A 25,444-nucleotide genomic window follows, 5' to 3' on the forward strand; every position below is an offset into this window, starting at 1 on the left:
CGAGCGCCCTTAAGGCGCGTACGGGGTCTGGGGCGGAGCCCCAGCAACCCCGCTTTCGTCTGCGGACCGTGCTCGCGTCTCGCGCAGTTCCCCGCGCCCCTGGCTACTCCAGGCCGGGCGGCATGCCCAGTACAGGTCGCCCCAGCCCGTCCGGCGTTTGAGGACGAGCGGCCTTCAGGCGCGAACGGGGGCTGGGGCGGAGCCCCAGGGGGTGTGGGGGAGCCCCGGCCCGTGTGCTCGGCCGGGGCTCTCCGCGTGGACGCGTCAGTCCTTGATCTCGCAGATCATCGCGCCGGACGACACCGACGCCCCCACCTCCGCGGAGAGGCTCTTCACCGTCCCCGCCCGGTGCGCGTTCAGCGGCTGCTCCATCTTCATGGCTTCGAGTACGACGATGAGGTCGCCCTCCTTGACCTCCTGGCCCTCCTCGACCGCCACCTTCACGATCGTGCCCTGCATGGGCGATGCGAGGGTGTCGCCGGAGGCGGCGGAGCCGGCCTTCTTGGCGGCGCGGCGCTTGGGCTTGGCGCCGCCGGCCGCGGCGGTGCGCGCCAGCGTCATGCCGAGCGACGAGGGCAGCGAGACCTCAAGACGCTTGCCGCCGACCTCGACGACCACCGTCTCGCGCCCCGGCTCCTCGTCCGTGTCCGCGTCGGCCGTGGCCGTGAACGCCGGGATCTCGTTGACGAACTCCGTCTCGATCCACCGGGTGTGGATGGTGAACGGGTCGGAGGTGAACGCGGGGTCGGCGACGACAGCGCGGTGGAAGGGGATCGCGGTCGCCATGCCCTCCACGGTGAACTCCGCCAGTGCACGGGCCGCTCGCTGGAGCGCCTGCTCACGCGTCGCGCCGGTCACGATGAGCTTGGCGAGGAGCGAGTCCCAGGCGGGGCCGATGACCGAGCCGGACTCGACGCCCGCGTCGAGGCGCACGCCGGGACCGGACGGCGGTGCGAACAGGGTGACGGTGCCGGGCGCGGGCAGGAAGCCGCGGCCCGGGTCCTCGCCGTTGATACGGAACTCGAAGGAGTGACCGCGCATGGCCGGGTCGTCGTAACCCAGCTCCTCGCCGTCGGCGATGCGGAACATCTCGCGGACCAGGTCGATGCCGGTGACCTCTTCGGTGACCGGGTGCTCGACCTGGAGGCGGGTGTTGACCTCAAGGAAGGAGATCGTGCCGTCGGTGCCGACGAGAAACTCGACGGTGCCCGCGCCGACGTAGCCGGCCTCCTTCAGGATCGCCTTCGACGCGGCGTACAGCTCCGCGTTCTGCGCCTGGGTCAGGAAGGGCGCCGGGGCCTCCTCCACCAGCTTCTGGTGGCGGCGCTGGAGCGAGCAGTCACGAGTGGAGACGACGACCACGTTGCCGTGGGTGTCGGCCAGGCACTGCGTCTCGACGTGGCGCGGCTTGTCGAGGTAGCGCTCGACGAAGCACTCGCCCCGGCCGAACGCCGCCACGGCCTCGCGTACGGCCGAGTCGTAGAGCTCGGGCACCTCTTCGAGGGTGCGGGCGACCTTCAGGCCGCGGCCGCCACCGCCGAAGGCGGCCTTGATCGCGATGGGCAGGCCGTGTTCGCGGGCGAACGCCACGACCTCGTCCGAACCCGACACCGGGTCCGGCGTGCCCGCGACGAGCGGGGCGCCCGCGCGCTGGGCGATGTGACGGGCCGCCACCTTGTCACCCAGGTCACGGATGGCCTGCGGCGGCGGGCCGATCCACGTCAGACCCGCGTCGAGCACCGCCTGGGCGAACTCGGCGTTCTCGGAAAGGAATCCGTAACCCGGGTGGACGGCGTCCGCTCCCGAGTCGGCCGCGGCCGCGAGCACCTTGGCGATGTCCAGATAGCTGGCCGCCGGGGTGTCACCGCCCAGGGCGAATGCCTCGTCCGCTGCCCGGACATGCAACGCATCCCGGTCCGGATCGGCGTAGACGGCTACGCTCGCGATTCCGGCATCCCGGCAGGCCCGAGCAACGCGGACAGCGATTTCGCCTCGGTTGGCGATGAGCACCTTGCGCACGATGGCTCCCTCCTTGAAACAAGCTGAGTTTAGGGAAGCCGCACACTGGCTTACGACCCGTCCCCAATGGTGAGCTTGCCCACACGGAGTGTGATTCGAGGCACGCTCAAGTCGCGAAATCCCTTGTCGCACCACGGTACGCCGGGCTCCCGTACCGCACAGTAGCGGTGGGGTGTGGTCAAGGTCTCTGTCTCGGGCACCAGCAGGTCCCTGCGTTTCTTTGTCGGGTCCCTACGAAGGGCCGAATGATTCTTTGCGACCGGAACGCCGCGCGGCGGGACGCCCGGCCGCGCGGGCGCGACCGTTCTCGCCCGGACCCTTGTACGAACCATTACTGGTTAGTAGCCTGCGCGCCACAGCCGTACTAGGGGTAACAGGGGGTCGTGCCGTGCTGCGACGACTGATCGCCATCGTGGCCGCGCTCGTTCTCTTCGCCGAGGCCTGCGCCATCGTGCTCGTCAACTGGGTGCTGGGGAGGGTCGCGGCGAACCAGCACATGTCCCTCGCGGGCGTCGATCCGAAGGCGATCTCCAGCGGCGCCTGGGTCGCGGGCGGACTCTTCGGGCTCTTCCTCACGGTGTGCGGGATCCTGCTGCTGATCATCGGGATACGCGACCGCGCGCCCGGCCGGGTCGCGCGCATCACGCTCATCGCCTGCGCGGTGGTGCACGCCGTGCTCGGCGCGTTCCTGGTCGGCCTGGTCGGCTGGTCCGCGTTCGCGTGCCTGATGGTCGTGCTGGCGCTGCTCGTCTTCGTACTCCTTGCGTACGCGAAGGAGCGGCCCGCGCCGGGACCGGAGCCGGAGGACGCGCCCGGAGGAGCCCCGGCCACCGCCTGAGCGTCCGCGCCCCGGCGCCCTTACGCCCAGAGGTCGGTGACCGAGAGCCCCAGCTGGGCGAGCAGCCTGCGCAGGAGCGGCAGCGAGAGGCCGATGACGTTGCCGTGATCGCCCTCGATGGAGTCGACGAACGGCGCCGAGCGGCCGTCGAGCGTGAACGCGCCCGCCACGTACAGGGGTTCACCGCTCGCCACGTACGCCGCGATCTCCGCGTCGGTGGGCTCGCCGAACCGTACGACCGTCGACGCGGTGCGCGCGGCGCGCTCGCCCGTCGCCGTGTCGATCACGCAGTGGCCGGTCTGGAGGACGCCGGAGCGGCCGCGCATCGACTTCCAGCGGGCCGTCGCGTCCTCGGCGTCGGCGGGCTTGCCGAGCGCGCGGCCGTCGAGTTCGAGCACGGAGTCGCAGCCGATGACGAGGGCGCCCGCGGCCTCGGGGCGGCCGGCCACGGCGTCGGCCTTCGCCTCGGCGAGGACGAGGGCGAGTTCGGCGGGGCTCGGCGCGGTCAGGGCGTCCTCGTCGACGCCGCTGACGATCACCTCGGGCGCGAAGCCGGCCTGCCGGAGCAGCCCGAGCCGGGCGGGGGATTGGGAGGCGAGGACGAGGCGGCGCTGAGCAGTCATGGGCGCCATCGTAGGCGCCCCGCGCGGCCCGCTCAGTGGAGACCGACGACGACCATCGCCACGACCATGGCGAGGGCGAGGAAGAGCCCCGCCCGGCGCATCATCGCCTGCGCGTCGCGCAGTTCCTTGGGCGGCTCGTTCTCGGGGTCTGACCACAGCATGCAACCGATAGTGCGGCGGGTGCCTGTTGCCGCGCCTGAGTACGGGTACTCACTCCCCTGAGCCGCAACTCAGCCCCGCCGCGCCGGGCGCGGGGCTGTGCCCTTGCGCGGCTCCGCCGCGGTGGGCGCGGGCGGTGGGCTGCGACGCCGGGTGCCCTACCTCTTTAGGGGCGCGGGGAACTGCGCGAGACGCGGGCACGGTCCGCAGACGTAGACCGGGGTTGCTGGGGCTCCGCCCCAGGCCCCGGGATGGCCCCACCCCGCCCCTTCCCGAAACCTCCGGGGGAAAGGGGCTGGGGTTCAGGACCTGGGGCTCTGCCCCAGACCCCGTTCGCGCCTGAAGGGCGCTCGTCCTCAAACGCCGGACGGGCTGAAAGGGCGCTGGGCTCCCTGCCCAGGGGAGGCTACGACGGCCAGTACGTGCGGGCCCAGGTGCGGGTGCCCGGGTGGGGCAGGGTGCGGCGGGCGATGCGGGCCGGGTCGGACCAGCCCTCGGGGGGCTGGGGAGGACCCGGCACCGCGGACGCCGTCGCCGCGGCCCGCGCCTGCACCACCGCGAGCGCGGCAGCCAACTCCTCCGGGGTCGGATTGCCCCGAACTACCTTGATCACAGCGCCTCCTGACGGCACGTCATGGTTAGAGAGGGATGTTGCCGTGCTTCTTGGGCGGCAGCGCTTCCCGCTTCGTCCGCAGCTGACGCAACCCCTTCACGATGTGCGCCCGCGTCTCCGACGGCATGATCACCGCGTCCACGTACCCCCGCTCGGCCGCGATGTACGGGTTCAGGAGCGTGTCCTCGTAATCCGCGATCAGCTCGGCCCGCGTCGACTCCTGGTCCTCGGCCGCGGCGATCGTGCGGCGGTGCAGGATGTTGACCGCGCCCTGCGCGCCCATCACCGCGATCTGCGCCGTCGGCCACGCCAGGTTGAGGTCCGCGCCCAGGTGCTTGGAGCCCATGACGTCGTACGCGCCGCCGAACGCCTTGCGCGTGATGACGGTGATCAGCGGCACCGTCGCCTCCGCGTACGCGTAGATCAGCTTGGCGCCGCGCCGGATGATGCCGCCGTACTCCTGGTCGACACCGGGCAGGAAGCCCGGCACGTCCACGAAGGTCAGCACCGGCACGTTGAACGCGTCGCAGGTCCGCACGAACCGCGCGGCCTTCTCGGACGCGTCGATGTCGAGGCAACCCGCGAACTGCATCGGCTGGTTGGCGACGATGCCGACCGGGAAGCCCTCCACGCGGCCGAAGCCGGTGATGATGTTCGGCGCGAACAGGGCCTGGGTCTCCAGGAATTCGCCGTCGTCCAGGACGTGCTCGATCGCCGTGTGCATGTCGTACGGCTGGTTCGCGGAGTCCGGGATGAGCGTGTCGAGCTCGCGGTCCTCGTCCGAGGTCTCCAGATCGGCCACCTCGGGGAAGGCCGGCGCCTCGCTCAGGTTGTTCGAAGGGAGGTAGGAGAGAAGGGACTTGACGTACTCGATGGCGTCCTTCTCGTCGCCCGCCATGTGGTGCGCCACGCCCGACGTGGTGTTGTGGGTGCGGGCGCCGCCGAGCTCCTCGAAGCCGACGTCCTCGCCGGTGACCGTCTTGATGACGTCGGGCCCGGTGATGAACATGTGCGAGGTCTGGTCGACCATCACGGTGAAGTCGGTGATCGCGGGGGAGTACACCGCGCCGCCCGCGCACGGGCCGACGATCAGCGAGATCTGCGGCACGACGCCCGAGGCGTGGACGTTGCGGCGGAAGATCTCGGCGAACAGGCCGAGCGCGACGACGCCCTCCTGGATGCGCGCGCCGCCACCGTCGTTGATGCCGATGACCGGACAGCCGGTCTTCATCGCGAAGTCCATGACCTTCACGATCTTCTCGCCGTACACCTCGCCGAGCGAGCCGCCGAAAATGGTGAAGTCCTGCGAGTACACGCAGACCGGGCGGCCGTCGACCGTTCCGTACCCGGTCACGACACCGTCGCCGTAGGGGCGGTTCTTCTCGATCCCGAAGTTGGTCGAGCGGTGCCGGGCGAACTCGTCGAGCTCCACGAACGAGCCCTCGTCCAGGAGGAGTTCGACCCGCTCACGGGCCGTCAGCTTCCCCTTGGCGTGCTGCTTCTCGATCGCACGCGCGGAGCCGGCGTGGGTCGCCTCGTCGATGCGGCGCTGAAGATCCGCGAGCTTTCCGGCGGTGGTGTGGACGTCGACGGTGGCGTCGCTCTGGGCGTTTTCCGGCTCGGACATCGGGATGCGGCTCCCTGCCTGGTCACGGGGATGGTGGCTACTGACTCGTAGGGTAGTGGTGCCGATACGGTTCGGCAGTGCGGCATTGGCCACACCCGGAGGCCCTTGCATTTGCCGCCTAACCTGGCTGCATGACACCCCCGGACGCTTCCGACAGCCGCTGGTCCGACCTCGACCGGCCGCCCCTGAACGCCACCGCGCTGCGCCGCGCCCTGCTGCGGCCGGACGCGCTGTGGACCTCCCTGGACGTGGTCACGGCGACCGGCTCCACCAACTCCGACCTCGCGGCGAAGGCCGACGCGCTCGACGAGGGGGCGGTCCTGGTCGCCGAGGAGCAGACCGCGGGGCGCGGAAGGCTCGACCGGCGCTGGTCCGCTCCGGCCCGCTCGGGGCTCTTCTTCTCCGTCCTGCTCAAGCCGGGCGAGGCGGTCCCGGTGGAGCGCTGGGGATGGCTGCCGCTGCTCACCGGCGTCGCGGTCGCGACCGGGCTCGCGCGCGCGGCGGGCGTCGACACAGCCCTGAAATGGCCCAACGACCTGCTGGTCACCGTGGACGGGGACGAGCGCAAGGCCGGCGGCATCCTCGCCGAGCGGGCCGGCGCGGACGGTGTCGTCGTCGGCATCGGCCTCAACGTGACGCTGCGCGCGGACGAACTCCCGGTGCCGGGCGCGGGCTCCCTCGCGCTCGCCGGCGCCGTCTCCACCGATCGCGACACCCTGCTGCGGGCCGTGCTGCGCTCTCTTGAGCAGGGGTACGGGGGCTGGCGCGCGGCGGCGGGCGACCCCGCGGCGTCCGGGCTCCAGGAGACGTACGCGGCGGGCTGCGCGACCCTGGGCCGCACCGTGCGGGCGGAGCTGCCCGGCGGGCAGTCGGTGCGGGGCGAGGCGGTGGCCGTCGACGGCGACGGGCGGCTCGTCCTGGCCACCGGGGAGGGCGTGCAGCGCCCGGTGGCGGCGGGCGACATCGTCCACCTGCGCCCGGACGCACCGTAAGCCCTGGCCGGGACACGCTCCCGCGACGTGAGCTACGGCACACCTGCCGTATCGTGGAGCCCGATCCAGCGACAGATCGGCAGGGCAGTGCGCAGGCAACGGGCAGGAGGCGGCCGGTGACCGTCGACGAGACACGGTCCGGTGCGGAGGACGGTGGCGACACCGGCAGCGGCTCCGGGGCCACCTCGGGCAGCTCCCGTACCCCCGCCGAACCCGCGTCGTCCGCGTACCCGACCCCGCACCACGCCGTCGACCACACCGCCGAGCCCACCGACGACCCGCTCGCCATCCGTCTGGAGCAGCTCATCCTCGGCGCGGACCGGCGCTACACGCCGTTCCAGGCGGCCCGGACCGCCGGGGTGTCGATGGAGCTGGCGTCCCGGTTCTGGCGGGCGATGGGGTTCGCCGACATCGGGCAGGCCAAGGCGCTCACCGAGGCCGACGTGCTGGCCCTGCGCCGGCTCGCCGGTCTCGTCGAGGCGGGGCTGCTCAGCGAGCCGATGGCGGTGCAGGTCGCGCGCTCCACGGGGCAGACCACCGCCCGGCTGGCCGAATGGCAGATCGATTCTTTTCTGGAGGGCCTGACCGAGCCCCCCGAGCCCGGCATGACCCGCACCGAGGTCACGTATCCGCTGGTCGAGCTGCTCCTGCCCGAGCTGGAGGAGTTCCTCGTGTACGTGTGGCGGCGCCAGCTGGCCGCCGCGACCGGGCGTGTGGTGCAGGCGGCCGACGACGAGGAGATGGTGGACCGCCGCCTCGCGGTGGGCTTCGCCGACCTCGTCGGGTTCACCCGGCTCACCCGGCGCCTGGAGGAGGAGGAGCTCGGCGAGCTGGTCGAGGCCTTCGAGACCACCGCCGCCGACCTGGTCGCGGCGCACGGCGGGCGGCTCATCAAGACGCTGGGCGACGAGGTGCTGTTCGCCGCCGACGACGCGGGTACGGCCGCCGAGATCTCGCTGCGGCTCATCGAGACGATGGCCGGCGACGAGACGATGCCGGCCCTGCGCGTGGGCATCGCCTTCGGCACCGTCACGACCCGCATGGGCGACGTGTTCGGCACCACCGTGAACCTCGCGAGCCGGCTCACCTCGATAGCCCCCAAGGACGCCGTCCTGGTCGACGGGGCGTTCGCCGAGGAGCTGGCCCGCGCCGGGGACGCACCCGTCTCCGAGGCGCAGGCCGCCCAGGACGCGCTGGCCGCCGAGAAGGAGGGCGAGGAGCCCGTACCGGCCGCGAAGTACCGCTTCGCGCTCCAGCCCATGTGGCAGCGGCCCGTGCGCGGCCTCGGCGTGGTCGAGCCCTGGCTGCTGCACCGCCGCGAGGCCCAGGGCCCGTCCTAGAGGGCCGGGCCGGGCACGGCCTAGGATCGCCCCGACGTAACGTTCGTTAACGGAGGGGTTGCCATGGCTGAGCAGCGGTTCGGGGAGTTCGTCGTCGTACGGCGCGAGGGGCACGTCGCCGAGCTGGTGCTCGACCGGCCCAAGGCCATGAACGCGGTCTCCAGCGAGATGGCCCGCTCCATCGCGGCCGCCTGCGACGCGCTCGGCGCCGACCCCGACGCCCGGGTCACCGTGGTGACCTCGACCCATGAGCGGGCCTTCTGTGTGGGCGCCGACCTCAAGGAGCGCAACTCCTTCAGCGACGCCGAGCTGGTACGCCAGCGGCCCACCGCCCGCGCCGCCTACACCGGCGTGCTCGACCTGCCCATGCCGACCGTCGCCGCCGTGCACGGCTTCGCGCTCGGCGGCGGCTTCGAGCTGGCGCTCGCCTGCGACGTGATCGTGGCCGACGCGACCGCCGTGGTCGGCCTGCCCGAGGTCTCCGTCGGCGTCATCCCCGGCGGCGGCGGTACGCAGCTCCTGCCGCGCCGGGTCGGCGCCGCCCGCGCGGCCGAGCTGGTCTTCACCGCGCGCCGCGTCGAGGCCGCGGAGGCAAGGGAGTTGGGGCTCGTCGACATCCTCGCGGAGGACGCCCGTACGGAGGCGCTCGCGCTCGCGGGGCGCATCGCGGTCAACTCGCCGGTCGGGCTGCGCGCGGCGAAGCGGGCGATGCGGCTCGGGCACGGGCTCGATCTGCGGGCCGGCCTGGAGGTCGAGGACGCGGCGTGGCGTTCGGTGGCGTTCTCGGGGGACCGGGCGGAGGGTGTGGCCGCGTTCAACGAGAAGCGGAAGCCGGAGTGGCCCGGGGAGTGACCGTACCGCCGGGTGGACCGGCGGACGCGTGAGGGAATACGCGTCGACGCCCCCATGGGTCAAAACCTCCCAAACCTCCCTAAGCTGGAGGAATGGGTGGAGAGGATGCCCGGCTGCGGGCCGTGGTTTCGCTGGCACAGGCCATGGCCGCGGCACACACGCCGCGCGAATCCTGGCGCGCGGCGGCGCTCGGGGCGCAGGAAGCGCTCGGCGGGAGCTTCGCCGCGCTCTCGGTGTGGGAGCGCGAGCTGGGCCGGCTGCGCGTGCTGGTGAACGAGGGCGAACGGGCCCACGGGGAGGAGGAGTTCCCCGAGGACGAGACGTATCCGGTGCACCAGTTCCCCGAGATCACCGAGTTCCTGCACGAGCGGTGGGGGTCTCCGCTGCTCTTCAAGAGCCCGGGGGAGGGCCGCGGCGAGCCCAACGCGTGGGTCGAGACGGCCGTCGCGCCCCCCGAGGGCGACGCGGGCTACTGCCACGAGCGCGTGGCCGCGCTGCGCCGCCGCGGCCGTGGCTGCTGTGTGGTCGCCCCGATCGTGCTGCACGGGCGGGCGTGGGGCGAGCTGTATGTGGCGCGGCCCGTCGGCGCGGCCGTCTTCGACGCGGCGGACGCGGACTTCGCGACCGTGCTGGCCTCCGTCGTGGCCGCCGGGATCGCCCAGACCGAGCGGCTCGAAGAGGTGCGCCGCCTCGCCTTCACCGACCCGCTGACCGGTCTCGCCAACCGGCGCGCCGTCGACATGCACCTCGACGAGGCGGTCGAGCGGCACCGGGTGGGCGGCTCCGTGGTCAGCCTGGTGGTGTGCGACCTGAACGGGCTCAAGCGGGTCAACGACACGCTCGGCCACGCGGTGGGGGACCGGCTCCTCGAACGCTTCGGCTCGGTGCTCTCGCTGTGCGGGGCGAAGCTGCCGGGGGCGCTGGCGGCGCGGCTCGGCGGGGACGAGTTCTGCCTCCTCGCGGTCGGGCCCTCCGCGGACGAGGTCGTGGCGGTGGGCGAGGAACTGTGCCTGCGCGCAGGGGAGTTGGAGCTCGGCGAGGGCGTCGCGTGCGGGGTGGCCTCGACGGGCGACCCGATCGGCGAGGTGCGCTCGGCACGCCGCCTGTTCCGCCTCGCGGACGCGGCGCAGTACCGGGCGAAGGCGGCGCGGTCGGCGAAGCCGGTGGTGGCGGGGCGGGACGGAGCGGTCCTCGCCCTCGCCGAAAACCCGCCCACCCCGCCGCACGACCGCCGCCGCTTCCGGGGCCGAAGCTGACCCTTCGGCTGGGCGCCGAACGGAAACCGCCTCAGCCCGCCCGCCCCGGCCCATGCGGCCACCGCGGCCCCGATCAACCCCGCTTTCGTCTGCGGACCGTGCCCGCGTCTCGCGCAGTTCCCCGCGCCCCTGGCGGGGTTCGTGCCGGGCGGCATGTGCTTCCTCGGCCTGCTGGCGGCTCTGCTAGTGACACGCGACGATTCAATCCGTAGGGTGCTGAATATGGATATGCACACTGTCGTGGTGGGGACCTCCGGGACCACCCCCGAGGACGTCATCGCCGTGGCCCGCGGCAACGCGAAGGTCGAGCTCTCCGCCGACGCGCTCGCCGCTCTGGCGCGGGCGCGGGAGATCGTCGACGCGCTGGCTGCCAAGCCGGAGCCGGTGTACGGCGTCTCCACCGGCTTCGGCGCCCTCGCCTCCCGGCACATCAGCCCCGAGCTCCGCGCCCAGCTGCAGCGCAACATCGTGCGCTCGCACGCGGCCGGCATGGGACCCCGCGTGGAGCGCGAGGTCGTGCGCGCGCTGATGTTCCTGCGCCTGAAGACCGTCGCCTCCGGGCACACCGGCGTACGCCCCTCCGTCGCGCAGACCATGGCCGACGTGCTCAACGCGGGCATCACCCCGGTCGTCCACGAGTTCGGCTCGCTCGGCTGCTCCGGCGACCTCGCGCCGCTCTCGCACTGCGCCCTGACGCTGATGGGCGAGGGCGACGCCGAGGGCCCCGACGGGGTCGTGAAGCCCGCCGGTGAACTGCTCGCCGCCGCCGGCATCGAACCCGTCGAGCTGCGCGAGAAGGAGGGCCTCGCCCTCCTCAACGGCACCGACGGCATGCTCGGCATGCTGTGCATGGCCATCGCCGACCTGAAGAAGCTCTACACCTCCGCCGACATCACCGCTGCCCTCTCCCTCGAAGCGCTCCTCGGCACCGACAAGGTGCTCGCGCCCGAGCTGCACGCCATCCGCCCGCACCCCGGCCAGGGCGCGTCCGCCGCCAACATGCTCGCCGTGCTCAAGGGGTCGGGCCTCGTCGGCCACTTCCAGGAGGAAGAGGCGCCGCGCGTCCAGGACGCGTACTCGGTGCGCTGCGCCCCGCAGGTCAACGGCGCCGGGCGCGACACCATCGCGTACGCCCTGACCGTCGCCGAGCGCGAACTCGCCTCCGCTGTCGACAATCCGGTGGTGCTGGCCGACGGCCGCGTCGAGTCCAACGGCAACTTCCACGGCGCCCCGGTCGCGTACGTCCTGGACTTCCTCGCCATCGTCGCCGCCGACCTCGGCTCGATCGCCGAGCGCCGCACCGACCGGCTCCTCGACAAGAACCGCAGCCACGGCCTGCCCCCGTTCCTCGCCGACGACGCCGGCGTCGACTCGGGCCTGATGATCGCTCAGTACACCCAGGCCGCCCTGGTCAGCGAGATGAAGCGGCTCGCGGTGCCGGCCTCCGCCGACTCCATCCCGTCCTCCGCCATGCAGGAGGACCACGTCTCCATGGGCTGGTCGGCCGCGCGCAAGCTGCGTACCGCCGTCGACAACCTGGCCCGCATCATCGCCGTCGAGATGTACGCGGCGACCCGCGGCATCGAACTGCGCAAGGGCCTCACCCCGGCGCCCGCCTCGCAGGCCGCCATCGCCGCGGCCCGCGCGGCCGGCGTCCAGGGCCCCGGCCCCGACCGCTTCCTCGCCCCCGACCTGGCCGCCGCGGACACGTTCGTCCGCGAGGGCGGGCTGGTCGCCGCGGTGGAACCGGTGACGGGCCCGCTCGCCTGACCCGTTCCCGCCGTACGCGAAGGGCCGCCCGGGATGTCACCTCCCGGGCGGCCCTTTCGCGTACGCCCGCTCCGGCACCCGTGCCGGCAGGCTCAGCAGGGCTTCGAGCGGCGGACCGAATACATCACGAACCCCGCCCCGAGGCCCAGGAACAGCGTGCCGCCGACCAAGTAGGGGGAGGTGTCGGCGCCGCCGGTGTCGGCGAGGGCGAGGGGGGCCTCGTCCTGGGCCGGACCGGTCCGGTAGGCGGAGCGGGGGGTGGCGGTGGTGGGGTGGTGTTCATCCGTGGCGTTGGCGGACGGCACGAACCACAGAGCGCAGAGCAGAGTCCCCGCCGCGGTGGCGGTGAGCAGGGGACGACGAGCGACGGACAAGTGAGCGATCCCCTTGCGAGTACGTCGAATTGACGGGATGCGCTGATGCTAGTGAAAGCAGCGGGTCGCGGGAAAGTCGCGGATGGCTTGAGCTCTACGCTCCCTCGCATGAGCGAAGAAGAGACATCACGGTATGTGCGGCTGCGCGTCGATTTGGTCCTGGAGATCGAGGACGCCGGGCAGTTGGCGGCGGCCGCGCTGACCCGCGTCGCCGAGGATCCGGCGATGCGCCCCGAGGAACGCGCGCATGCCGAGGCGGCGGTACGGGAAGACGGAGCGGAGGCCCTCGCCTACCTGGTGGACCCGGTCGGCCTCGTGGAGGCGCTGCCCGGCGCGGAACTGGTCCAGGCCTCCTGGAGCAGCGAGCGCGTCGGATACGACCCCGATGACGAGGAGTGGGACCTCGACGATGAGGACAGCAATGACGAGGACTGAAGACGACCGCGGGACGGACGGTGCCCCGGGCAGGTGCGGTGCGCCCGGGAGAGACGGCGATCGCGTGAGGGACGGTGACCGCCGGCTGGACGGCGGCTGACGGCCGGGGCCCGAACGACGGCCTCGGCGACAACGACCGACGGACGCGCCCCGCCCGGCGGCGGCCGGGGCGGGACGGCGCGACAGGGACGCCTTTCGGCGATCTTGTACCGTCCCGCCCCGACCCGTCCTCCGACGCGTGGTGTGTCCCACATTCACCCCCGCTGCGGAACTGGGTAGAGCAGTCTGATGTTCTAGTGGTGATGACGTGGGGGACGGCGACGATGGAGAAGCGTGTGAAGACGGAGAGTAAGCGGCGCAGGCAGGGGCTCGCGGCGGCGTGCGCGGTGCTCGGCGGCGTACTGGTCCTTTCTGCCTGCAACGGCGGCGGCGACAAGGGCGCCAAGGCCGACAGCTCGTCATCGGCGCAGGCGGCGGCCGACAAGGCCGCCGAGAAGGACACCTCCGACGCCAAGATCACCATCACCCCGAAGAACGGTGCCACCAACGTCGGCATCAACAGCGACACCAAGGTCGCCGTCGCCGACGGCAAGCTGACCGATGTGACCATGACCTCCGCCGAGGGCGCCAAGGTCGACGGGAAGATATCCGCGGACGGCCTGAGCTGGGCGCCCGACAAGGCGCTGAAGCGTTCGGCCACGTACAAGATCACGGCGACCGCGGCGGACGCCAAGGGGCGCCAGGCGCACGAGAACACCTCCTTCACCACCGTCTCCCCGAAGAACAGCTTCATAGGGAACTTCACGCCGGAGGACGGCTCGACCGTCGGCGTGGGCATGCCGGTGTCGATCAACTTCGACAAGGCGATCACCAACAAGAAGGATGTTCAGTCCAAGATCACCGTCTCCTCCAGCAGCGGTCAGGAAGTCGTCGGGCACTGGTTCGGCTCGCAGCGCATCGACTTCCGCCCGCAGGAGTACTGGAAGGAGAACTCGACCGTCACCATGAAGATGGACCTCGACGGCGTCCAGGGTGCCAACGGGATCACCGGCGTCCAGGAGAAGACGGTCACCTTCAAGATCGGCCGCAACCAGGTCTCCACCGTCGACGCGAACACCCACACCATGACCGTCACGCAGGACGGCAAGGTCGTGAAGACCATCCCGATCTCCGCGGGCTCGCCCGAGCACCCGACGTACAACGGCCAGATGGTGATCTCCGAGAAGTACAAGGAGACCCGCATGAACGGTGCGACGGTCGGCTTCACGGACGACGACGGCAAGGGTGAGTACGACATCAAGGACGTGCCGCACGCCATGCGCCTGTCCGCGTCCGGCACCTTCATCCACGGCAACTACTGGGGCGCGAAGTCCGTCTTCGGCAGCGCCAACACCAGCCACGGCTGTGTGGGCCTGTCCGACACCAAGGGCGCCGGCGACGACAGCACCCAGGCCGCCTGGTTCTACGACCACTCGATCACCGGCGACGTCGTCATCATGAAGAACTCCCACGACAAGACGATCCAGCCGGACAACGGCCTCAACGGCTGGAACATGAGCTGGGACCAGTGGACGGCGGGCTCCGCCGCCTGACCCTCGACCCGCAGCGCACGACGGGGGCCCTCCGGGGCCCCCGTTCGCATGCCGCGCGCCCCCCGGGCCCGCTCAGGCCACCCGCACCGGCTGATCGGCGCTCCAGCTGCCGAGCAGCCGCAACGACTCCTCGGAGGCCGAGCCCGGCTCCGCGTGGAAGGTGACCAGCGACAGGTCGTGCTCCTCGGGCAGCGTCAGCGTCTCGTACGCCAGCGTCAGCTCACCCACCACCGGGTGGCGCAGCCGCTTGACGCCGTGCCCCTTGTCGGCGACGGTGTGCGCCGCCCACATGGTGCGGAACTCCTCGCTCTTCACCGACAACTCGCCCACCAGCGAGGACAGTTGAGGATCGTCCGGGTAGCAGCCCGCGCACAGCCGCAGAATGCTGACCACGTCGACCGCCTTGCCGTGCCAGTCCACGTACAGCGAGCGGGCCGCCGGGTCGAGGAAGACATGGCGCGCCATGTTCCGTTCCTGCGGCGGCAGTTGCGCCATGTCACCGAGGAGCGCCGCCGCCATCCGGTTCCAGCCGAGGATGTCGAGACGGCGGCCGATGAGCTGGGCCGGCACGTTGTCCATCGCGTCCATCAGCTGCTGCAGCGCCGGGCGCACATGCTGGGGCCGGCACGCCGCGCGCTTCTTCTTCGTCTTGCCCTTGGCGAGGTGGGTGAGGTGGTCGTGCTCGATGTCGGTGAGGCGCAGCGCCCGACCGATCGCGTCCAGGACCTCCACCGAGACGTTCTGCGCGTTGCCCTGCTCCAGGCGCGTGTAGTACGCGACCGACACCCCGGCCAGCTGCGCCAGCTCCTCCCGGCGCAGGCCCGGCACCCTGCGGTGGCGCCCGAGGTCGGGCAGCCCCACGTCCTCGGGCTTCAGCCGGGCCCGGCGGGAGCGGAGGAATTCGCTGAGTTCGGCGCGCTGGTCCATGACACCCCAGTATCCGCGCCCGACGGCGTGGACGTAGGACCGGGAGCCTGTCCCTGCCAGTGGTACGCACGCTGGTCGTAGGCAGAACAGGGGCCTGGGTGACAGGAGGGAAGTCGGGCAGGCTGATCGGGTACCCCAAAGATCTGAGGAGAACGGCATGACCACCGTCGCCGCCTACGCCGCACCCGCCCCCAAGGCTCCCCTGGAGCGCACCACCATCGAGCGCCGTCCGGTGGGCGCGAACGACGTGCTCATCGAGATCAAGTACGCCGGCATCTGCCACTCCGACATCCACCAGGTGAACGAGGGCTGGGGCCAGGCCATCTTCCCGATGGTGCCCGGCCACGAGATCGCCGGTGTGATCACCGAGGTCGGCTCGGACGTCACCACGTTCCAGGTGGGCGACCACGCGGGCGTCGGCTGCTTCGTCGACTCCTGCGGGAAGTGCGAGGCCTGCCGGTCGGGGCAGAACCAGTTCTGCTCGGACGGCGTCTCGACGTACAACGCCATCGGCCGGGACGGCAAGCCCGCCTACGGCGGCTACTCCACGCACATCGTGGTCGACGCCGACCACACCCTGCGCATTCCCGAGGGCGTCTCGCTCGACGTCGCGGCCCCGCTGCTGTGCGCCGGCATCACCCTGTACTCGCCCCTCAAGCGCTGGCAGGCGGGCCCCGGCAAGAAGGTCGCCATCCTCGGGCTCGGCGGCCTCGGCCACATGGGCGTGAAGATCGCGCACGCGCTGGGCGCCGAGGTGACCGTGCTCAGCCAGTCGCTCCGCAAGAAGGACGACGGGCTCAAGCTGGGCGCGGACCATTACTACGCGACGAGCGACGAGGCCACCTTCAAGGAGCTCGCCGGCTCCTTCGACCTCATCGTGTCCACGGTCTCCGCGCCGCTGGACCTGGGCGCGTACCTGGCGCTCCTGAAGACGGGCGGGGCGTTCGTCAACGTGGGCGCGCCCGAGGAGCCCAACTCGCTCAACATGTTCGGCCTCATCGGCGGCAACAAGATCCTCGCGGGGTCGATGATCGGCTCCATCGACGAGACCCAGGAGATGCTGGACTTCTGCGCGGAGCACGGGCTGGGCGCGGAGATCGAGCTGATCCGGGCGGATCAGATCAACGAGGCGTACGGGCGGGTCGAGGCGAGCGATGTCCGCTACCGCTTCGTCATCGACACCGCCACGATCTGACCCACCCTGGGGCTCCGCCCCAGACCCCGTTTCGCGCCTGAAGGCCGCTCGTCCTCAAACGCCGGACAGGCTGAGGTGGCCTCGACATGGCACCTTGCCAAGGTCGGCCTACCTGGGGGCGCGGGGAACTGCGCGGGACGCGGGCACGGTCTGCAGACGTAGGCGGGGTTGCCTGGGCATGGCACCCTGCCAGGGGCAGCCCACCTGGGGGCGCGGGGAACTGCGCGGGACGCGGGCACGGTCCGCAGACGAAGGCGGGGTTGGGGGCGCGGTCCAGGCGGCGCGGTGGCGCGGGTGGTAGGGGAGTAACTGCCGCGTAAGAGAGGATGGTTGGGGCCCGGCCGGGGCGAAGTGCGGCGAGGCCCAGTCGTGCCCCACCCCTCCCCGGAGCCCACCATCCTCTACACCGCCATCCTCCTCCTGACGCTCCCCGCCACCGCCCTCCTCCTCGCCAAGGCCGTCCACCTGCTCGCGACCCGGCGCGCCGGATACGCCAGGACCCGCCCCGGCCGCTGCGCCGAGGCGGCCACGCTCTGCCTGAGCGTCGCCGTCGTCACGCTCACCTTCGCCAACCTGAGCGGCTTCGACACCCGGCCCACCCGGGCCTGCGTCACGGCACGCACCGGTCGCGATGCCGCGCAGGCCTACCGAGACGGCGGCAACGACGGCATCACGATCGTCAGCCGGACCCTTCCCCCGTCGACCCTCTGCACCTGGCCGGACGGCACCACGGTGCAACTCGTGCCGTCCTGGGTCGATCCGGTGCTGCTGCTCTCCCTGGCCGGGGCCGCCGGGTCCGCCGCGATGGGCTGCCGGGCCGCGGTCGGGAAGGGACGGAGCGGGCGGACCCGGCGCGCCTACCCGGGCCCGGGATAGACCCGCTCGTCCGGCAACAGCTCCCGCGCGGCAGCGAGCTCCCCGGCCCGCACAAGGCCGTGGACGCGGTGCGCGAGCGGCGTGTGGCCAGCGAATATGTGCGGCGGCCCGAGCTAGTCGCCGTCGGGGGTCGGCCGGTGCTCGACGTACTCCACCACCGTGCCGTCCGGGTGCCGGGCGTAGAAGGCGGCGCCCGTGGGCACCTGGTGCAGCGGCTCGACGATCTCCGCGCCGCGCTCCGTCAGCCGCGCCAGATGCGCGGCCGCGTCGTCGACGAGCAGGGTGCCGGCGGCGGACAGGAACGGTGCGATGTCCTCGTCCGCCCCCTCGATGACGAGGAATCCGCCGACCGCCGCCAGCGCGAGCCCCTTGGCCGGATAGGTGATCCACATGTCCCGTTCGAGGCCCTGCACCTCCTCGTAGAAGCGGGTGCGGGACTCAAGGGTGCCCGGCGCGGTGAACACGCGGATGAAGGCGCGCGGCGCGGTGAGGGCGGAGGAGTCGTTGCTGCGCCGCCGTACCAGAGGGAGGGTGTCCTGTTGCTTCGTCATGACGGCAGCTTCCGTGCTCCAGCCGGGCGGAACCAGCACCCGGTTGATGCGGTGACTGCCGGTCATAGGCTGAGGGCGGGCAGAGGGTGCCGGCGCGGAGCGGGTGCGGGCGTACGCGCCCGCAGAGAGGGGCGGACGACATGGTGACGGACACGAGCACGGACACCGGCGCGGGACAGCCGTCTCGGCGGCGCGAACTGGGCGGTTTCCTGCGCGCCCACCGCGAACGCCTGCGCCCCGCCGATCTGGGCCTCCCCGAAGGCCGTCGGCGCCGCACGCCGGGCCTGCGCCGCGAGGAGGTCGCCGCCCTGTCCGGGGTGGGCGTGGCCTGGTACTCCTGGCTCGAACAGGGCAGGGTCGAGACATCGCGCCACGTCCTCGACGCGGTGAGCCGCACCCTGCGCCTGGACGCGACGGCCCACGCCCACGCGCTGACTCTCGCCGGGTACGCGGCACCCGAGCAGTCAGCCGCGACACACGACCCCAACACCCTTGCCCTGATGGAGAGTTGGACCGAGACCCCGGCCGTGGCCCTGGACCCGGCGCTCTTCATCACCGCATGGAACGAGGCGTACGCACGCCTGTGGCCCGACCCGGGACGCATCCCCGCCCCGGACCGCAATCTGCTCCTGCTGCTGCTCACCGACCCGGCCCACCAGCGGTTGCTGCCCGCGTGGGAACCGGTCGCGAGGGACCTGCACCGGCACTTCCGCGGCCGCGCGGACCGCAGCCCCGACGACGACCGGGTCCGCCGCCTGAGCGCCCGCCTGCGCGAGGCCCGCTCCGACCTGGACGCCTGGTGGTCCTGCCGCTCGGTGGGCGACTTCGCCTCCCGCACGGTGGACCTGGTCCCCGCGCCGCCCGCGCCCCCGCTCCGCTCGACGATGACCGTGCTCCGCCCCGGGACGGCGTCGGGCACGGACGCGATCCTGGTCCAGCGCCTGGACCGGTCCTAGCGCCGCCGCCCGCGCCCCGGATGGGGATGGTGGCGGATCTCCACATCGGCGTCCGTGGCGGCCGAGAAGTCCCCCCGGTCCCGCGCCGTCCGCCGCCGTACGGCCAGCTCCGCGCAGACCGGACACCCCGGCGCCGGCTTCGGCGGGGCGGACGGCAGCCGCAGATGCACCGCGTCCCCCATGGTCGTCCTCGGATCACTCACGCCCGCCGCCCGTCGCCCGCTCAGCTCTCACGCGAGCCATTCACCCCGACGACGGGCCCGTCCGCGACCGCCCGGCCCCCTCCGCCGCGCAACATCACCCGACCACGCGTGCCGCTTACGCCAGGAAGGGCAACGCACCACACGGCCGGACGCCCGGGGCGGTCCGGCCGCAGCGCCCTCGGCTACTCGCTCGTCTCCGACGTGACCCCCGGCGCGGGAGCGATCCCCGTCGGGCAGGACGCGCCCCAGTTCGTCTCGAAGGGGGCCGTCAGCTTGACGCCCGTGCCGCCGATACCGCAGTAGCCGTCCGGATTCTTGTCCAAGTACTGCTGGTGGTACGGCTCGGCCGCGTAGAACGGGCGGCCCTCCGCGGGCAGCAGCTCCGTCGTGATCGTGCGGTGGCCCGCGGCCGTGAGGACCTTCTGGTACGCCTCGCGGGAGGCCTGGGCCGTGGCCGCCTGGGCCGGGGTGTGGGTGTAGATCGCCGAGCGGTACTGGGTGCCCACGTCATTGCCCTGGCGGAAGCCCTGCGTCGGGTCGTGGTTCTCCCAGAACACCTTCAGGAGCTGCTCGTACGGGACGACCGCGGGGTCGTACACCACCCTGACCGCCTCGGTGTGCCCGGTCAGGCCGGAGCAGACCTCTTCGTACGCAGGGTTCACGGTGCTGCCGCCCTGGTAGCCGACGAGCGTCGTCCAGACGCCCGGCGTCTGCCAGAACTTGCGCTCGGCGCCCCAGAAACAGCCCATCCCGAAGTCCGCGACCTCCAGGGCCTCGGGGTAGGGGCCGCCCAGCGGGTTGCCGAGGACCGTGTGCCGTGCGGGCAGGGTGAATTCGGGCTCCGGGCGGCCCTTCAGGGCCTGCTCGGGGGTGGGCAGCTCGGGCGGGCGGCGGCCGAAGATCATCGTGGGCTCCTCGGAGAGATCCGGTGCCTAGGGGCAACGTACGGGCGGGCCCAGAGATTCCGCACCGGTCAGGGACCCGAACCCCCGCCGCGCCGACCCGCGCCTAGAGCCGCCCCAGCGTCGCCGGGTTCCCGCCGTTCGCCTCGTAGCCGGCCACCGCGAGGGCCCGGCACAGGGTGTACTGCGCCGCCGGGTCCTCGGAGACCGTCCACGGCACGGCGCCCACATGGCCGTCGAGGGCGACGAACTGCTCCATCGCCTCCGCCCACCGCTGCGCCGGCACCAGGAAGGAGGCCAGCAGATGGCGGACGAGCGGCAGGGCCGGGTCCTCGGGACGGGCCTGGTGCACGGCGTGCAGGGCGCCGTCCATGGCCCGGCTCACCACCGCCGTACCGTAGAAGTCGCTGACCAGCACGATGTCGGTCATGTGCTCGTACACCGCGAAGAGCGGCAGCGCGGGGAGCAGGGACCCCCGGGAGGCGCGGGCCGCGGACGCCGTGGCGAACTCGTCGGCCTGGGCGCGCGAGCCGTGCCACTTCTCGCAGTGGTAGTGCAGCGCCGCGAGGTGCGCCCCCATGTGCTGCGGGGCGCGGTCGAGCACCTTCGCCCACAGCTGGTCGAACTCCGCGCGCGGGTAAGCGAGTCCGCGGGCCACGGCGAGTTCGACGATGTACGGCACCGGGTCGCCCGGGGCGAGCAGCGCGGCCTCGCCGCACACCGTGCGGGCCTCCTCCAGGATGATGCGGAAGTCGTCCCGGCCCACCGACGAGGAGCGCCACGCCTGCTGCACCAGGAACTCGGCGTGCACCTGCGCGGCCCCCGCGTCCTTCGGCGCCTCCGAGCGCCACTTGCGCAGCCAGGCCCCGCCGACGCCGGGGTGCCCGGCCAGTTCGAGGGAGGCCGCGCCCGCGAAGGCCTGGACGCGCTGCCAGCGCCGCTCGCCCTCCTTGGGCGTCGCCGCGAGCAGCCGCTGGGCCGGCTTCCAGTCCTGGGTGCCCTGCACCACCGCGAGCACGTCGAGGAGTTCCTGGTCGGGGCCCGGCAGGCGCACGTCGAGCTCCTCCTGCCGGACGAACCCGTACGCCGCCGGGTCCGCGGCGTCCGGCGCACCGGGCCGGGACAGCCGGATGCCGCCGCCGCGCCGCAGGACGAGCCGGGTGAGGATCGCGGCGAGCAAGCCCAGCGCGAGCAGGGTCCACAGAATCTCCATGAGCACCAGCGAACCAGACCGGCCCCCGATCCGGCGAACCAGACCGCGCACCGATCCGGCGAACCTGAGCCCGCTTCCCGGCCCCGCGCAATGGGCCGCTCATGAAAGGGCGCCCCGTGTCCCATGGACGAACTAGGCTCTGGCTCATGAGCCACGAGCACCACGACAAGAGCTTCGAGACCCTCGCGATCCACGCCGGGAACACCGCGGATCCGCTGACCGGTGCGGTCGTACCCCCGATCTACCAGGTCTCCACGTACAAGCAGGACGGCGTCGGCGGGCTGCGCGGCGGCTATGAGTACAGCCGCAGCGCCAACCCGACGAGGACCGCCCTCGAAGAGAATCTGGCGGCCCTCGAAGGCGGCCGCCGCGGCCTCGCGTTCGCCTCCGGGCTCGCCGCGGAGGACTGCCTGCTGCGTACGCTGCTGGCGCCCGGCGACCACGTGGTGATCCCGAACGACGCGTACGGCGGCACGTTCCGCCTGTTCGCGAAGGTCGTCTCGCGCTGGGGCGTCGAGTGGTCGGTCGCCGACACCTCCGACCCGGCTGCCGTACGGGCCGCGGTCACCAACCGCACGAAGGTCATCTGGGTCGAGACGCCGTCCAACCCGCTGCTCGGCATCACCGACATCGCGGCCGTCGCCCAGGTCGCCGCCGACACCGGCGCCCGGCTCGTCGTCGACAACACGTTCGCGAGCCCCTACCTCCAGCAGCCGCTCTCGCTCGGCGCGGACATCGTGGTGCACTCGCTGACCAAGTACATGGGCGGTCACTCCGACGTCGTGGGCGGCGCGCTCGTCACCGGCTCGGCGGAGATCGGCGAGGAGCTGGCGTACCACCAGAACGCGATGGGCGCGGTCGCCGGGCCCTTCGACTCCTGGCTGGTGCTGCGCGGCATCAAGACGCTTCCGGTGCGCATGGACCGGCACAGCGAGAACGCGGGCAAGGTCGCCGAGATGCTCTCCCGGCACTCCAAGGTCAGCCACGTCCTGTACCCGGGGCTGCCCGAGCACCCCGGTCACGAGGTGGCGGCCAAGCAGATGCGCGCCTTCGGCGGCATGGTGTCGTTCCGCGTCGAGGGCGGCGAGGAGGCGGCGGTCGAGGTCTGCAACCGTACGAAGCTGTTCACGCTCGGTGAGTCCCTCGGCGGCGTCGAGTCGCTGATCGAGCACCCCGGCCGGATGACGCACGCCAGCGTCGCGGGTTCCGCCCTCGAAGTCCCCGCGGACCTGGTCCGGGTGTCGGTGGGCATCGAGAACGCGGACGACCTGCTCGCCGACCTCCAGCAGGCGCTCGGCTAGCGAGGCACGGGGTCCGGGGCCGGCCTGTCCTGTCCGTCCGAGGGCCGGCCCCTAAATCCCGACGGGTGGTGTCACCGTGGACGGCGGCGCCACCCAGGGCTGGGCGATCGAGGCCCAGACCGCGAAGACGACCGCGGCCGCCGCGACGAGCAGCCACAGCAACCGCCGCACCGCGCGCCGTCTGCGCAGCATCCGCAGGCCCAACTCGGCCGCCCGGTCGGCGAGTTCGGCGGGTACGGCCGGGTGCGCCGCGCTCTCCAGGAGCCGGCGGACCTCGGCGGTCTTGCGGTCGGGCGTACTCATCGCCGGGCCCGCCCTTCCCGGCCCGCGCGCCGCGTCACGGTGCGGCGCCGGGGGCGGGCGCCGCGGTGGAGCGCATCGCGGTGATGGCGCGGGTGCAGATGGCGCGGACCCGGTCGACCGGCAGGCCGACAAGCGCCGCCGTCTGTTCCTCGGCGACCCCTTCGTGCAGGCGCAGGACCAGGATCAGGCGTTCCTGCGGGGTCAGCCGCGCGAGGATCCCCTCGTCGGCGGGGGGCCGGGGGATGCCGGGCACGGCCGGCCGGTGGTGGCGCCAGGCGGTGCGGGCGAATCGGGCGGCGAGCTCCTGGCGGGTGCGGTCGTAGGGATCCTCACCGCGCAGCCGGTGCCAGCGCGCGTACGTCTCGGCGAGGGCGGCGGTCAACAGGTGCCGGGCGCGCGGGTTGGCGTCGGGCGGCTCGGCGGTCAGCAGGGTGGCGGCATGGAGCAGCCGGCCCCCCGCGCCCGCGACGAATGCCTCGAACTCCCGGGTGCGGCGGCGGTGTCGGGTGAACTGCCGCTCGCGCATGAGCCTCATATGAGGGCAGGCGCGAGCTCCGGGTCAAGAGGTCGGCGGCGCCGGCTCGTGCGAGGCCGACTGGCGGGCCGAGAGCGCCGAGTTGAAGCGGGTCAGCAGCGCGCAGAACGACTCCCGCTCGTCGTCCGTCCAGCCGTCCGTGACCTGTGCCATCAGCTCGCGCCGCGAGGAGCGCACCTCTTCGAGGCGGGACTGGCCGCGCGGGGACAGCTGGAGCACGACGGCCCGCCCGTCCTCGGGGTGCGAGGTGCGCTTGACCAGGCCGGTGTCGACGAGCGGCGCGACCTGGCGGGTCACGGTCGAGGAGTCGATCCCCATGCCCGCGGCGAGCGCCTTGACGCCCATCGGGCCCTCCAGGTCGAGCCGGTTGAGCAGCAGGTACGCCGCCCGGTCCATCGAGTTGCGGACCTGTCCGACGCCGCCGAGCCTGGTCTGCTCTGCGCGGCGGGCGAACACGGCCACCTGGTGCTGGAGGGCATCGAGGAGGCCGGGGTCGAGCGGAGGAGTCATGTCCTGAACTGGCGGCATGGCCGGGGCTCTCTCGTGCGGGTGTCGGTGTGGTGGGGAAAGAGTACGCGGCCGGACCGGCATACGTACCGGCGGTGCACAATCCTGTGGACAACTGCCCCGGCGCCCGGAATCCGGACGGCCGGGGCGGGGGTGAGCTGCGAGACTTGAGGTCATGAGCTTCGGTACGCCCAGCCCCCTGCACCACTTGATCCTCGACGACGTCCGCGGCGCGCAGAAGATGCTGTCGGGCGTGGCCCGCATGACCGCGATGGAAGGATCGCGCCACCTGTCGTCGCTCGTGGGCGCCCCCGTCCACCTCAAGTGCGAGAACCTCCAGCGCACCGGTTCGTTCAAGCTGCGCGGCGCGTACGTACGGATCGCGGGGCTCCGGCCCGAGGAGCGGGCGGCCGGGGTGGTCGCGGCGAGCGCGGGCAACCACGCGCAGGGCGTGGCCCTCGCCTCGTCGCTGCTCGGGGTGCACTCCACGGTGTTCATGCCGCTCGGCGCCCCGCTGCCGAAGGTGGCGGCGACGCGGCACTACGGCGCCGAGGTGATCCTGCACGGCACGGTCGTCGACGAGACGCTGGCCGCCGCCCAGGCGTACGCGGAGGAGCGGGGCGCGGTCTTCATCCACCCCTTCGACCACCCGGACATCATCGCGGGGCAGGGCACGGTGGGCCTGGAGATCCTGGAGCAGTGCCCCGAGGTGCGCACCATCGTCGTCGGCATCGGCGGTGGCGGGCTCGCGGCCGGCATCGCCGTCGCGGTCAAGGCGCTGCGGCCGGACGTCAGGATCGTCGGGGTGCAGGCCGCGGCCGCGGCCTCGTATCCGCCCTCACTCGCGGCGGGCCGCCCGGTCGCGATCGAACCGTCGCCGACGATGGCCGACGGGATCAAGGTGGGGCGGCCGGGCGACATACCGTTCTCGCTGGTCAGCGAGTTGGTGGACGAGGTGCGCACGGTCTCGGAGGACGAGCTCGCCGGTGCGCTGCTGCTCTGCCTGGAGCGGGCGAAGCTGGTGGTGGAGCCGGCGGGGGCGAGCCCGGTGGCCGCGCTGCTCAGCGACCCCGGGTCGTTCCGCGGACCGGTGGTCGCGGTCCTGTCGGGCGGCAATGTGGACCCGCTCCTGATGCAGCGCATACTGCGGCACGGCATGTCGGCGGCGGGCCGCTACCTGTCGGTGCGGCTGCGCCTGAAGGACCGTCCCGGCGCGCTGGCGTCCCTGCTCGGGGAGCTGACGGTGCTCGATGTGAACGTCCTCGACGTGAGCCATGTACGGACCGATCCCCGGCTCGGCCTCACCGAGGTCGAGGTCGAGCTGCACCTGGAGACGAAGGGGCCCGAGCACTGCGCCGAGGTGACGGCGGCGCTCGGGGAGGCGGGGTACATCGTCCTGGGCTGAACCGCTGACAGGACGCGATGTATCGCGTTATGGTGTGGCCCGGTCGAGCTCGACCGGCTCCATCGGGCGTTCCCTGCCCG

27 protein-coding genes and 1 pseudogene are annotated in these 25,444 nt (G+C 72.5%); 13 read left to right on the forward strand and 15 right to left on the reverse strand.

Going from position 1 to position 25,444, the window contains the following annotated elements; genetic code table 11:
* Positions 1-264: 264 nt before the first annotated feature.
* Positions 265-2,019 (reverse strand): biotin carboxylase N-terminal domain-containing protein, encoded by a 1,755-nt coding sequence (locus OOJ98_RS18430; RefSeq protein WP_267055987.1) that lies wholly within the window; start codon positions 2,017-2,019, stop codon positions 265-267.
* A gap of 391 nt (positions 2,020-2,410) precedes the next feature.
* Between OOJ98_RS18430 and OOJ98_RS18435 the strand changes: the two genes are divergently transcribed.
* A complete protein-coding gene (locus tag OOJ98_RS18435) occupies positions 2,411-2,857 on the forward strand; it encodes a hypothetical protein (RefSeq protein ID WP_267057018.1) in 447 nt (148 codons plus the stop codon).
* Between the two features lie 20 nt (positions 2,858-2,877).
* Here the strand turns inward: OOJ98_RS18435 and OOJ98_RS18440 are convergent, their stop codons facing one another.
* The 4 genes from OOJ98_RS18440 to OOJ98_RS18455 form a co-directional block, all read right to left on the reverse strand.
* Positions 2,878-3,489 carry a nucleoside triphosphate pyrophosphatase gene (locus OOJ98_RS18440; protein WP_267055988.1) on the reverse strand — a complete coding sequence of 204 codons (612 nt, stop codon included), beginning with the start codon at positions 3,487-3,489 and terminating at the stop codon, positions 2,878-2,880.
* 23 nt (positions 3,490-3,512) lie between these two features.
* Positions 3,513-3,641: a morphogenic membrane protein MmpB gene (mmpB, locus tag OOJ98_RS18445; protein ID WP_267055989.1), complete on the reverse strand. Its 129-nt coding sequence runs from the start codon at positions 3,639-3,641 to the stop codon at positions 3,513-3,515.
* A gap of 404 nt (positions 3,642-4,045) precedes the next feature.
* Positions 4,046-4,252, reverse strand: a complete 207-nt coding sequence (locus OOJ98_RS18450) for an acyl-CoA carboxylase epsilon subunit (protein WP_267055990.1) — start codon at positions 4,250-4,252, stop codon at positions 4,046-4,048.
* 25 nt (positions 4,253-4,277) lie between these two features.
* A complete protein-coding gene (locus tag OOJ98_RS18455; RefSeq protein ID WP_267055991.1) occupies positions 4,278-5,879 on the reverse strand; it encodes an acyl-CoA carboxylase subunit beta in 1,602 nt (533 codons plus the stop codon).
* Positions 5,880-6,010: 131 nt separating this feature from the next.
* On the opposite strand from OOJ98_RS18455, the gene OOJ98_RS18460 reads away from it, so the two are divergent.
* The 5 genes from OOJ98_RS18460 (at position 6,011) to hutH (ending at position 12,089) form a co-directional block, all read left to right on the forward strand.
* A complete protein-coding gene (locus OOJ98_RS18460) occupies positions 6,011-6,871 on the forward strand; it encodes a biotin--[acetyl-CoA-carboxylase] ligase (RefSeq protein WP_267055992.1) in 861 nt (286 codons plus the stop codon).
* Between the two features lie 116 nt (positions 6,872-6,987).
* Positions 6,988-8,211, forward strand: a complete 1,224-nt coding sequence (locus OOJ98_RS18465; protein ID WP_267055993.1) for an adenylate/guanylate cyclase domain-containing protein — start codon at positions 6,988-6,990, stop codon at positions 8,209-8,211.
* A gap of 63 nt (positions 8,212-8,274) precedes the next feature.
* Positions 8,275-9,063 carry an enoyl-CoA hydratase/isomerase family protein gene (locus OOJ98_RS18470; RefSeq protein WP_267055994.1) on the forward strand — a complete coding sequence of 263 codons (789 nt, stop codon included), beginning with the start codon at positions 8,275-8,277 and terminating at the stop codon, positions 9,061-9,063.
* A gap of 92 nt (positions 9,064-9,155) precedes the next feature.
* The gene (locus OOJ98_RS18475; RefSeq protein ID WP_267055995.1) at positions 9,156-10,319 is read left to right on the forward strand and encodes a GGDEF domain-containing protein; all 1,164 of its coding nucleotides are present in this window, start codon (positions 9,156-9,158) and stop codon (positions 10,317-10,319) included.
* Positions 10,320-10,547: 228 nt separating this feature from the next.
* Positions 10,548-12,089 (forward strand): histidine ammonia-lyase, encoded by a 1,542-nt coding sequence (hutH, locus tag OOJ98_RS18480; protein ID WP_267057019.1) that lies wholly within the window; start codon positions 10,548-10,550, stop codon positions 12,087-12,089.
* Between the two features lie 92 nt (positions 12,090-12,181).
* Here hutH and OOJ98_RS18485 read toward each other — a convergent pair whose 3' ends face one another.
* On the reverse strand, positions 12,182-12,463 hold the full coding sequence (locus tag OOJ98_RS18485) for an LPXTG cell wall anchor domain-containing protein (protein ID WP_267055996.1): 282 nt from the start codon (positions 12,461-12,463) through the stop codon (positions 12,182-12,184).
* A gap of 108 nt (positions 12,464-12,571) precedes the next feature.
* Here OOJ98_RS18485 and OOJ98_RS18490 point away from each other — a divergent pair, with 108 nt between their 5' ends.
* Positions 12,572-12,898: a hypothetical protein gene (locus OOJ98_RS18490; protein WP_267055997.1), complete on the forward strand. Its 327-nt coding sequence runs from the start codon at positions 12,572-12,574 to the stop codon at positions 12,896-12,898.
* Between the two features lie 323 nt (positions 12,899-13,221).
* Complete coding sequence (locus OOJ98_RS18495) at positions 13,222-14,490, forward strand: Ig-like domain-containing protein (protein WP_267055998.1); 1,269 nt, start codon at positions 13,222-13,224, stop codon at positions 14,488-14,490.
* A 72-nt stretch (positions 14,491-14,562) separates the two neighbouring features.
* Here OOJ98_RS18495 and OOJ98_RS18500 read toward each other — a convergent pair whose 3' ends face one another.
* Positions 14,563-15,417, reverse strand: coding sequence for a helix-turn-helix transcriptional regulator (locus tag OOJ98_RS18500; RefSeq protein WP_267055999.1), 855 nt, complete (start codon positions 15,415-15,417; stop codon positions 14,563-14,565).
* A gap of 157 nt (positions 15,418-15,574) precedes the next feature.
* Between OOJ98_RS18500 and OOJ98_RS18505 the strand changes: the two genes are divergently transcribed.
* Both OOJ98_RS18505 and OOJ98_RS18510 read left to right on the forward strand, forming a co-directional pair.
* Entirely contained in the window at positions 15,575-16,612 is a 1,038-nt protein-coding gene (locus OOJ98_RS18505; RefSeq protein WP_267056000.1) for an NAD(P)-dependent alcohol dehydrogenase, read from the forward strand.
* A gap of 369 nt (positions 16,613-16,981) precedes the next feature.
* Positions 16,982-17,488 carry a hypothetical protein gene (locus OOJ98_RS18510; protein WP_267056001.1) on the forward strand — a complete coding sequence of 169 codons (507 nt, stop codon included), beginning with the start codon at positions 16,982-16,984 and terminating at the stop codon, positions 17,486-17,488.
* Here OOJ98_RS18510 and OOJ98_RS18515 read toward each other — a convergent pair.
* Both OOJ98_RS18515 and OOJ98_RS18520 read right to left on the reverse strand, forming a co-directional pair.
* Positions 17,470-17,571 (reverse strand): annotated as a pseudogene (locus tag OOJ98_RS18515) (DUF4291 domain-containing protein); the annotation flags it as partial. The gene OOJ98_RS18510 and the pseudogene OOJ98_RS18515 overlap by 19 nt on opposite strands.
* Positions 17,572-17,601: 30 nt before the next feature.
* Entirely contained in the window at positions 17,602-18,039 is a 438-nt protein-coding gene (locus OOJ98_RS18520) for a VOC family protein (RefSeq protein WP_267056002.1), read from the reverse strand.
* A 140-nt stretch (positions 18,040-18,179) separates the two neighbouring features.
* On the opposite strand from OOJ98_RS18520, the gene OOJ98_RS18525 reads away from it, so the two are divergent.
* Positions 18,180-18,995, forward strand: coding sequence for a helix-turn-helix domain-containing protein (locus OOJ98_RS18525; RefSeq protein WP_267056003.1), 816 nt, complete (start codon positions 18,180-18,182; stop codon positions 18,993-18,995).
* Here OOJ98_RS18525 and OOJ98_RS18530 read toward each other — a convergent pair.
* From OOJ98_RS18530 to OOJ98_RS18540, 3 genes are all read right to left on the reverse strand, one after another.
* Complete coding sequence (locus tag OOJ98_RS18530) at positions 18,992-19,198, reverse strand: hypothetical protein (RefSeq protein ID WP_267056004.1); 207 nt, start codon at positions 19,196-19,198, stop codon at positions 18,992-18,994. The genes OOJ98_RS18525 and OOJ98_RS18530 overlap by 4 nt on opposite strands.
* Before the next feature lie 182 nt (positions 19,199-19,380).
* The gene (gene msrA, locus OOJ98_RS18535; protein ID WP_267056005.1) at positions 19,381-20,103 is read right to left on the reverse strand and encodes a peptide-methionine (S)-S-oxide reductase MsrA; all 723 of its coding nucleotides are present in this window, start codon (positions 20,101-20,103) and stop codon (positions 19,381-19,383) included.
* Between the two features lie 103 nt (positions 20,104-20,206).
* The gene (locus OOJ98_RS18540) at positions 20,207-21,313 is read right to left on the reverse strand and encodes a hypothetical protein (RefSeq protein ID WP_267056006.1); all 1,107 of its coding nucleotides are present in this window, start codon (positions 21,311-21,313) and stop codon (positions 20,207-20,209) included.
* Positions 21,314-21,459: 146 nt separating this feature from the next.
* On the opposite strand from OOJ98_RS18540, the gene OOJ98_RS18545 reads away from it, so the two are divergent.
* A complete protein-coding gene (locus OOJ98_RS18545; RefSeq protein ID WP_267056007.1) occupies positions 21,460-22,614 on the forward strand; it encodes a cystathionine gamma-synthase in 1,155 nt (384 codons plus the stop codon).
* A 51-nt stretch (positions 22,615-22,665) separates the two neighbouring features.
* Here OOJ98_RS18545 and OOJ98_RS18550 read toward each other — a convergent pair whose 3' ends face one another.
* From OOJ98_RS18550 to OOJ98_RS18560, 3 genes are read right to left on the reverse strand one after another with little or no spacing between them, the layout of a single operon-like run.
* Positions 22,666-22,917 (reverse strand): hypothetical protein, encoded by a 252-nt coding sequence (locus OOJ98_RS18550; protein WP_267056008.1) that lies wholly within the window; start codon positions 22,915-22,917, stop codon positions 22,666-22,668.
* Positions 22,918-22,951: 34 nt separating this feature from the next.
* The gene (locus OOJ98_RS18555) at positions 22,952-23,443 is read right to left on the reverse strand and encodes a sigma factor-like helix-turn-helix DNA-binding protein (RefSeq protein WP_267056009.1); all 492 of its coding nucleotides are present in this window, start codon (positions 23,441-23,443) and stop codon (positions 22,952-22,954) included.
* Between the two features lie 33 nt (positions 23,444-23,476).
* Complete coding sequence (locus OOJ98_RS18560) at positions 23,477-23,980, reverse strand: MarR family winged helix-turn-helix transcriptional regulator (RefSeq protein WP_267056010.1); 504 nt, start codon at positions 23,978-23,980, stop codon at positions 23,477-23,479.
* A gap of 154 nt (positions 23,981-24,134) precedes the next feature.
* Here OOJ98_RS18560 and ilvA point away from each other — a divergent pair, with 154 nt between their 5' ends.
* Entirely contained in the window at positions 24,135-25,364 is a 1,230-nt protein-coding gene (ilvA, locus tag OOJ98_RS18565) for a threonine ammonia-lyase (RefSeq protein ID WP_267056011.1), read from the forward strand.
* Positions 25,365-25,444 lie beyond the last annotated feature (80 nt).

Origin of the sequence: Streptomyces sp. NBC_00083 (assembly GCF_026343295.1) — a bacterium.
In the GTDB taxonomy this organism is placed as follows: domain Bacteria; phylum Actinomycetota; class Actinomycetes; order Streptomycetales; family Streptomycetaceae; genus Streptomyces.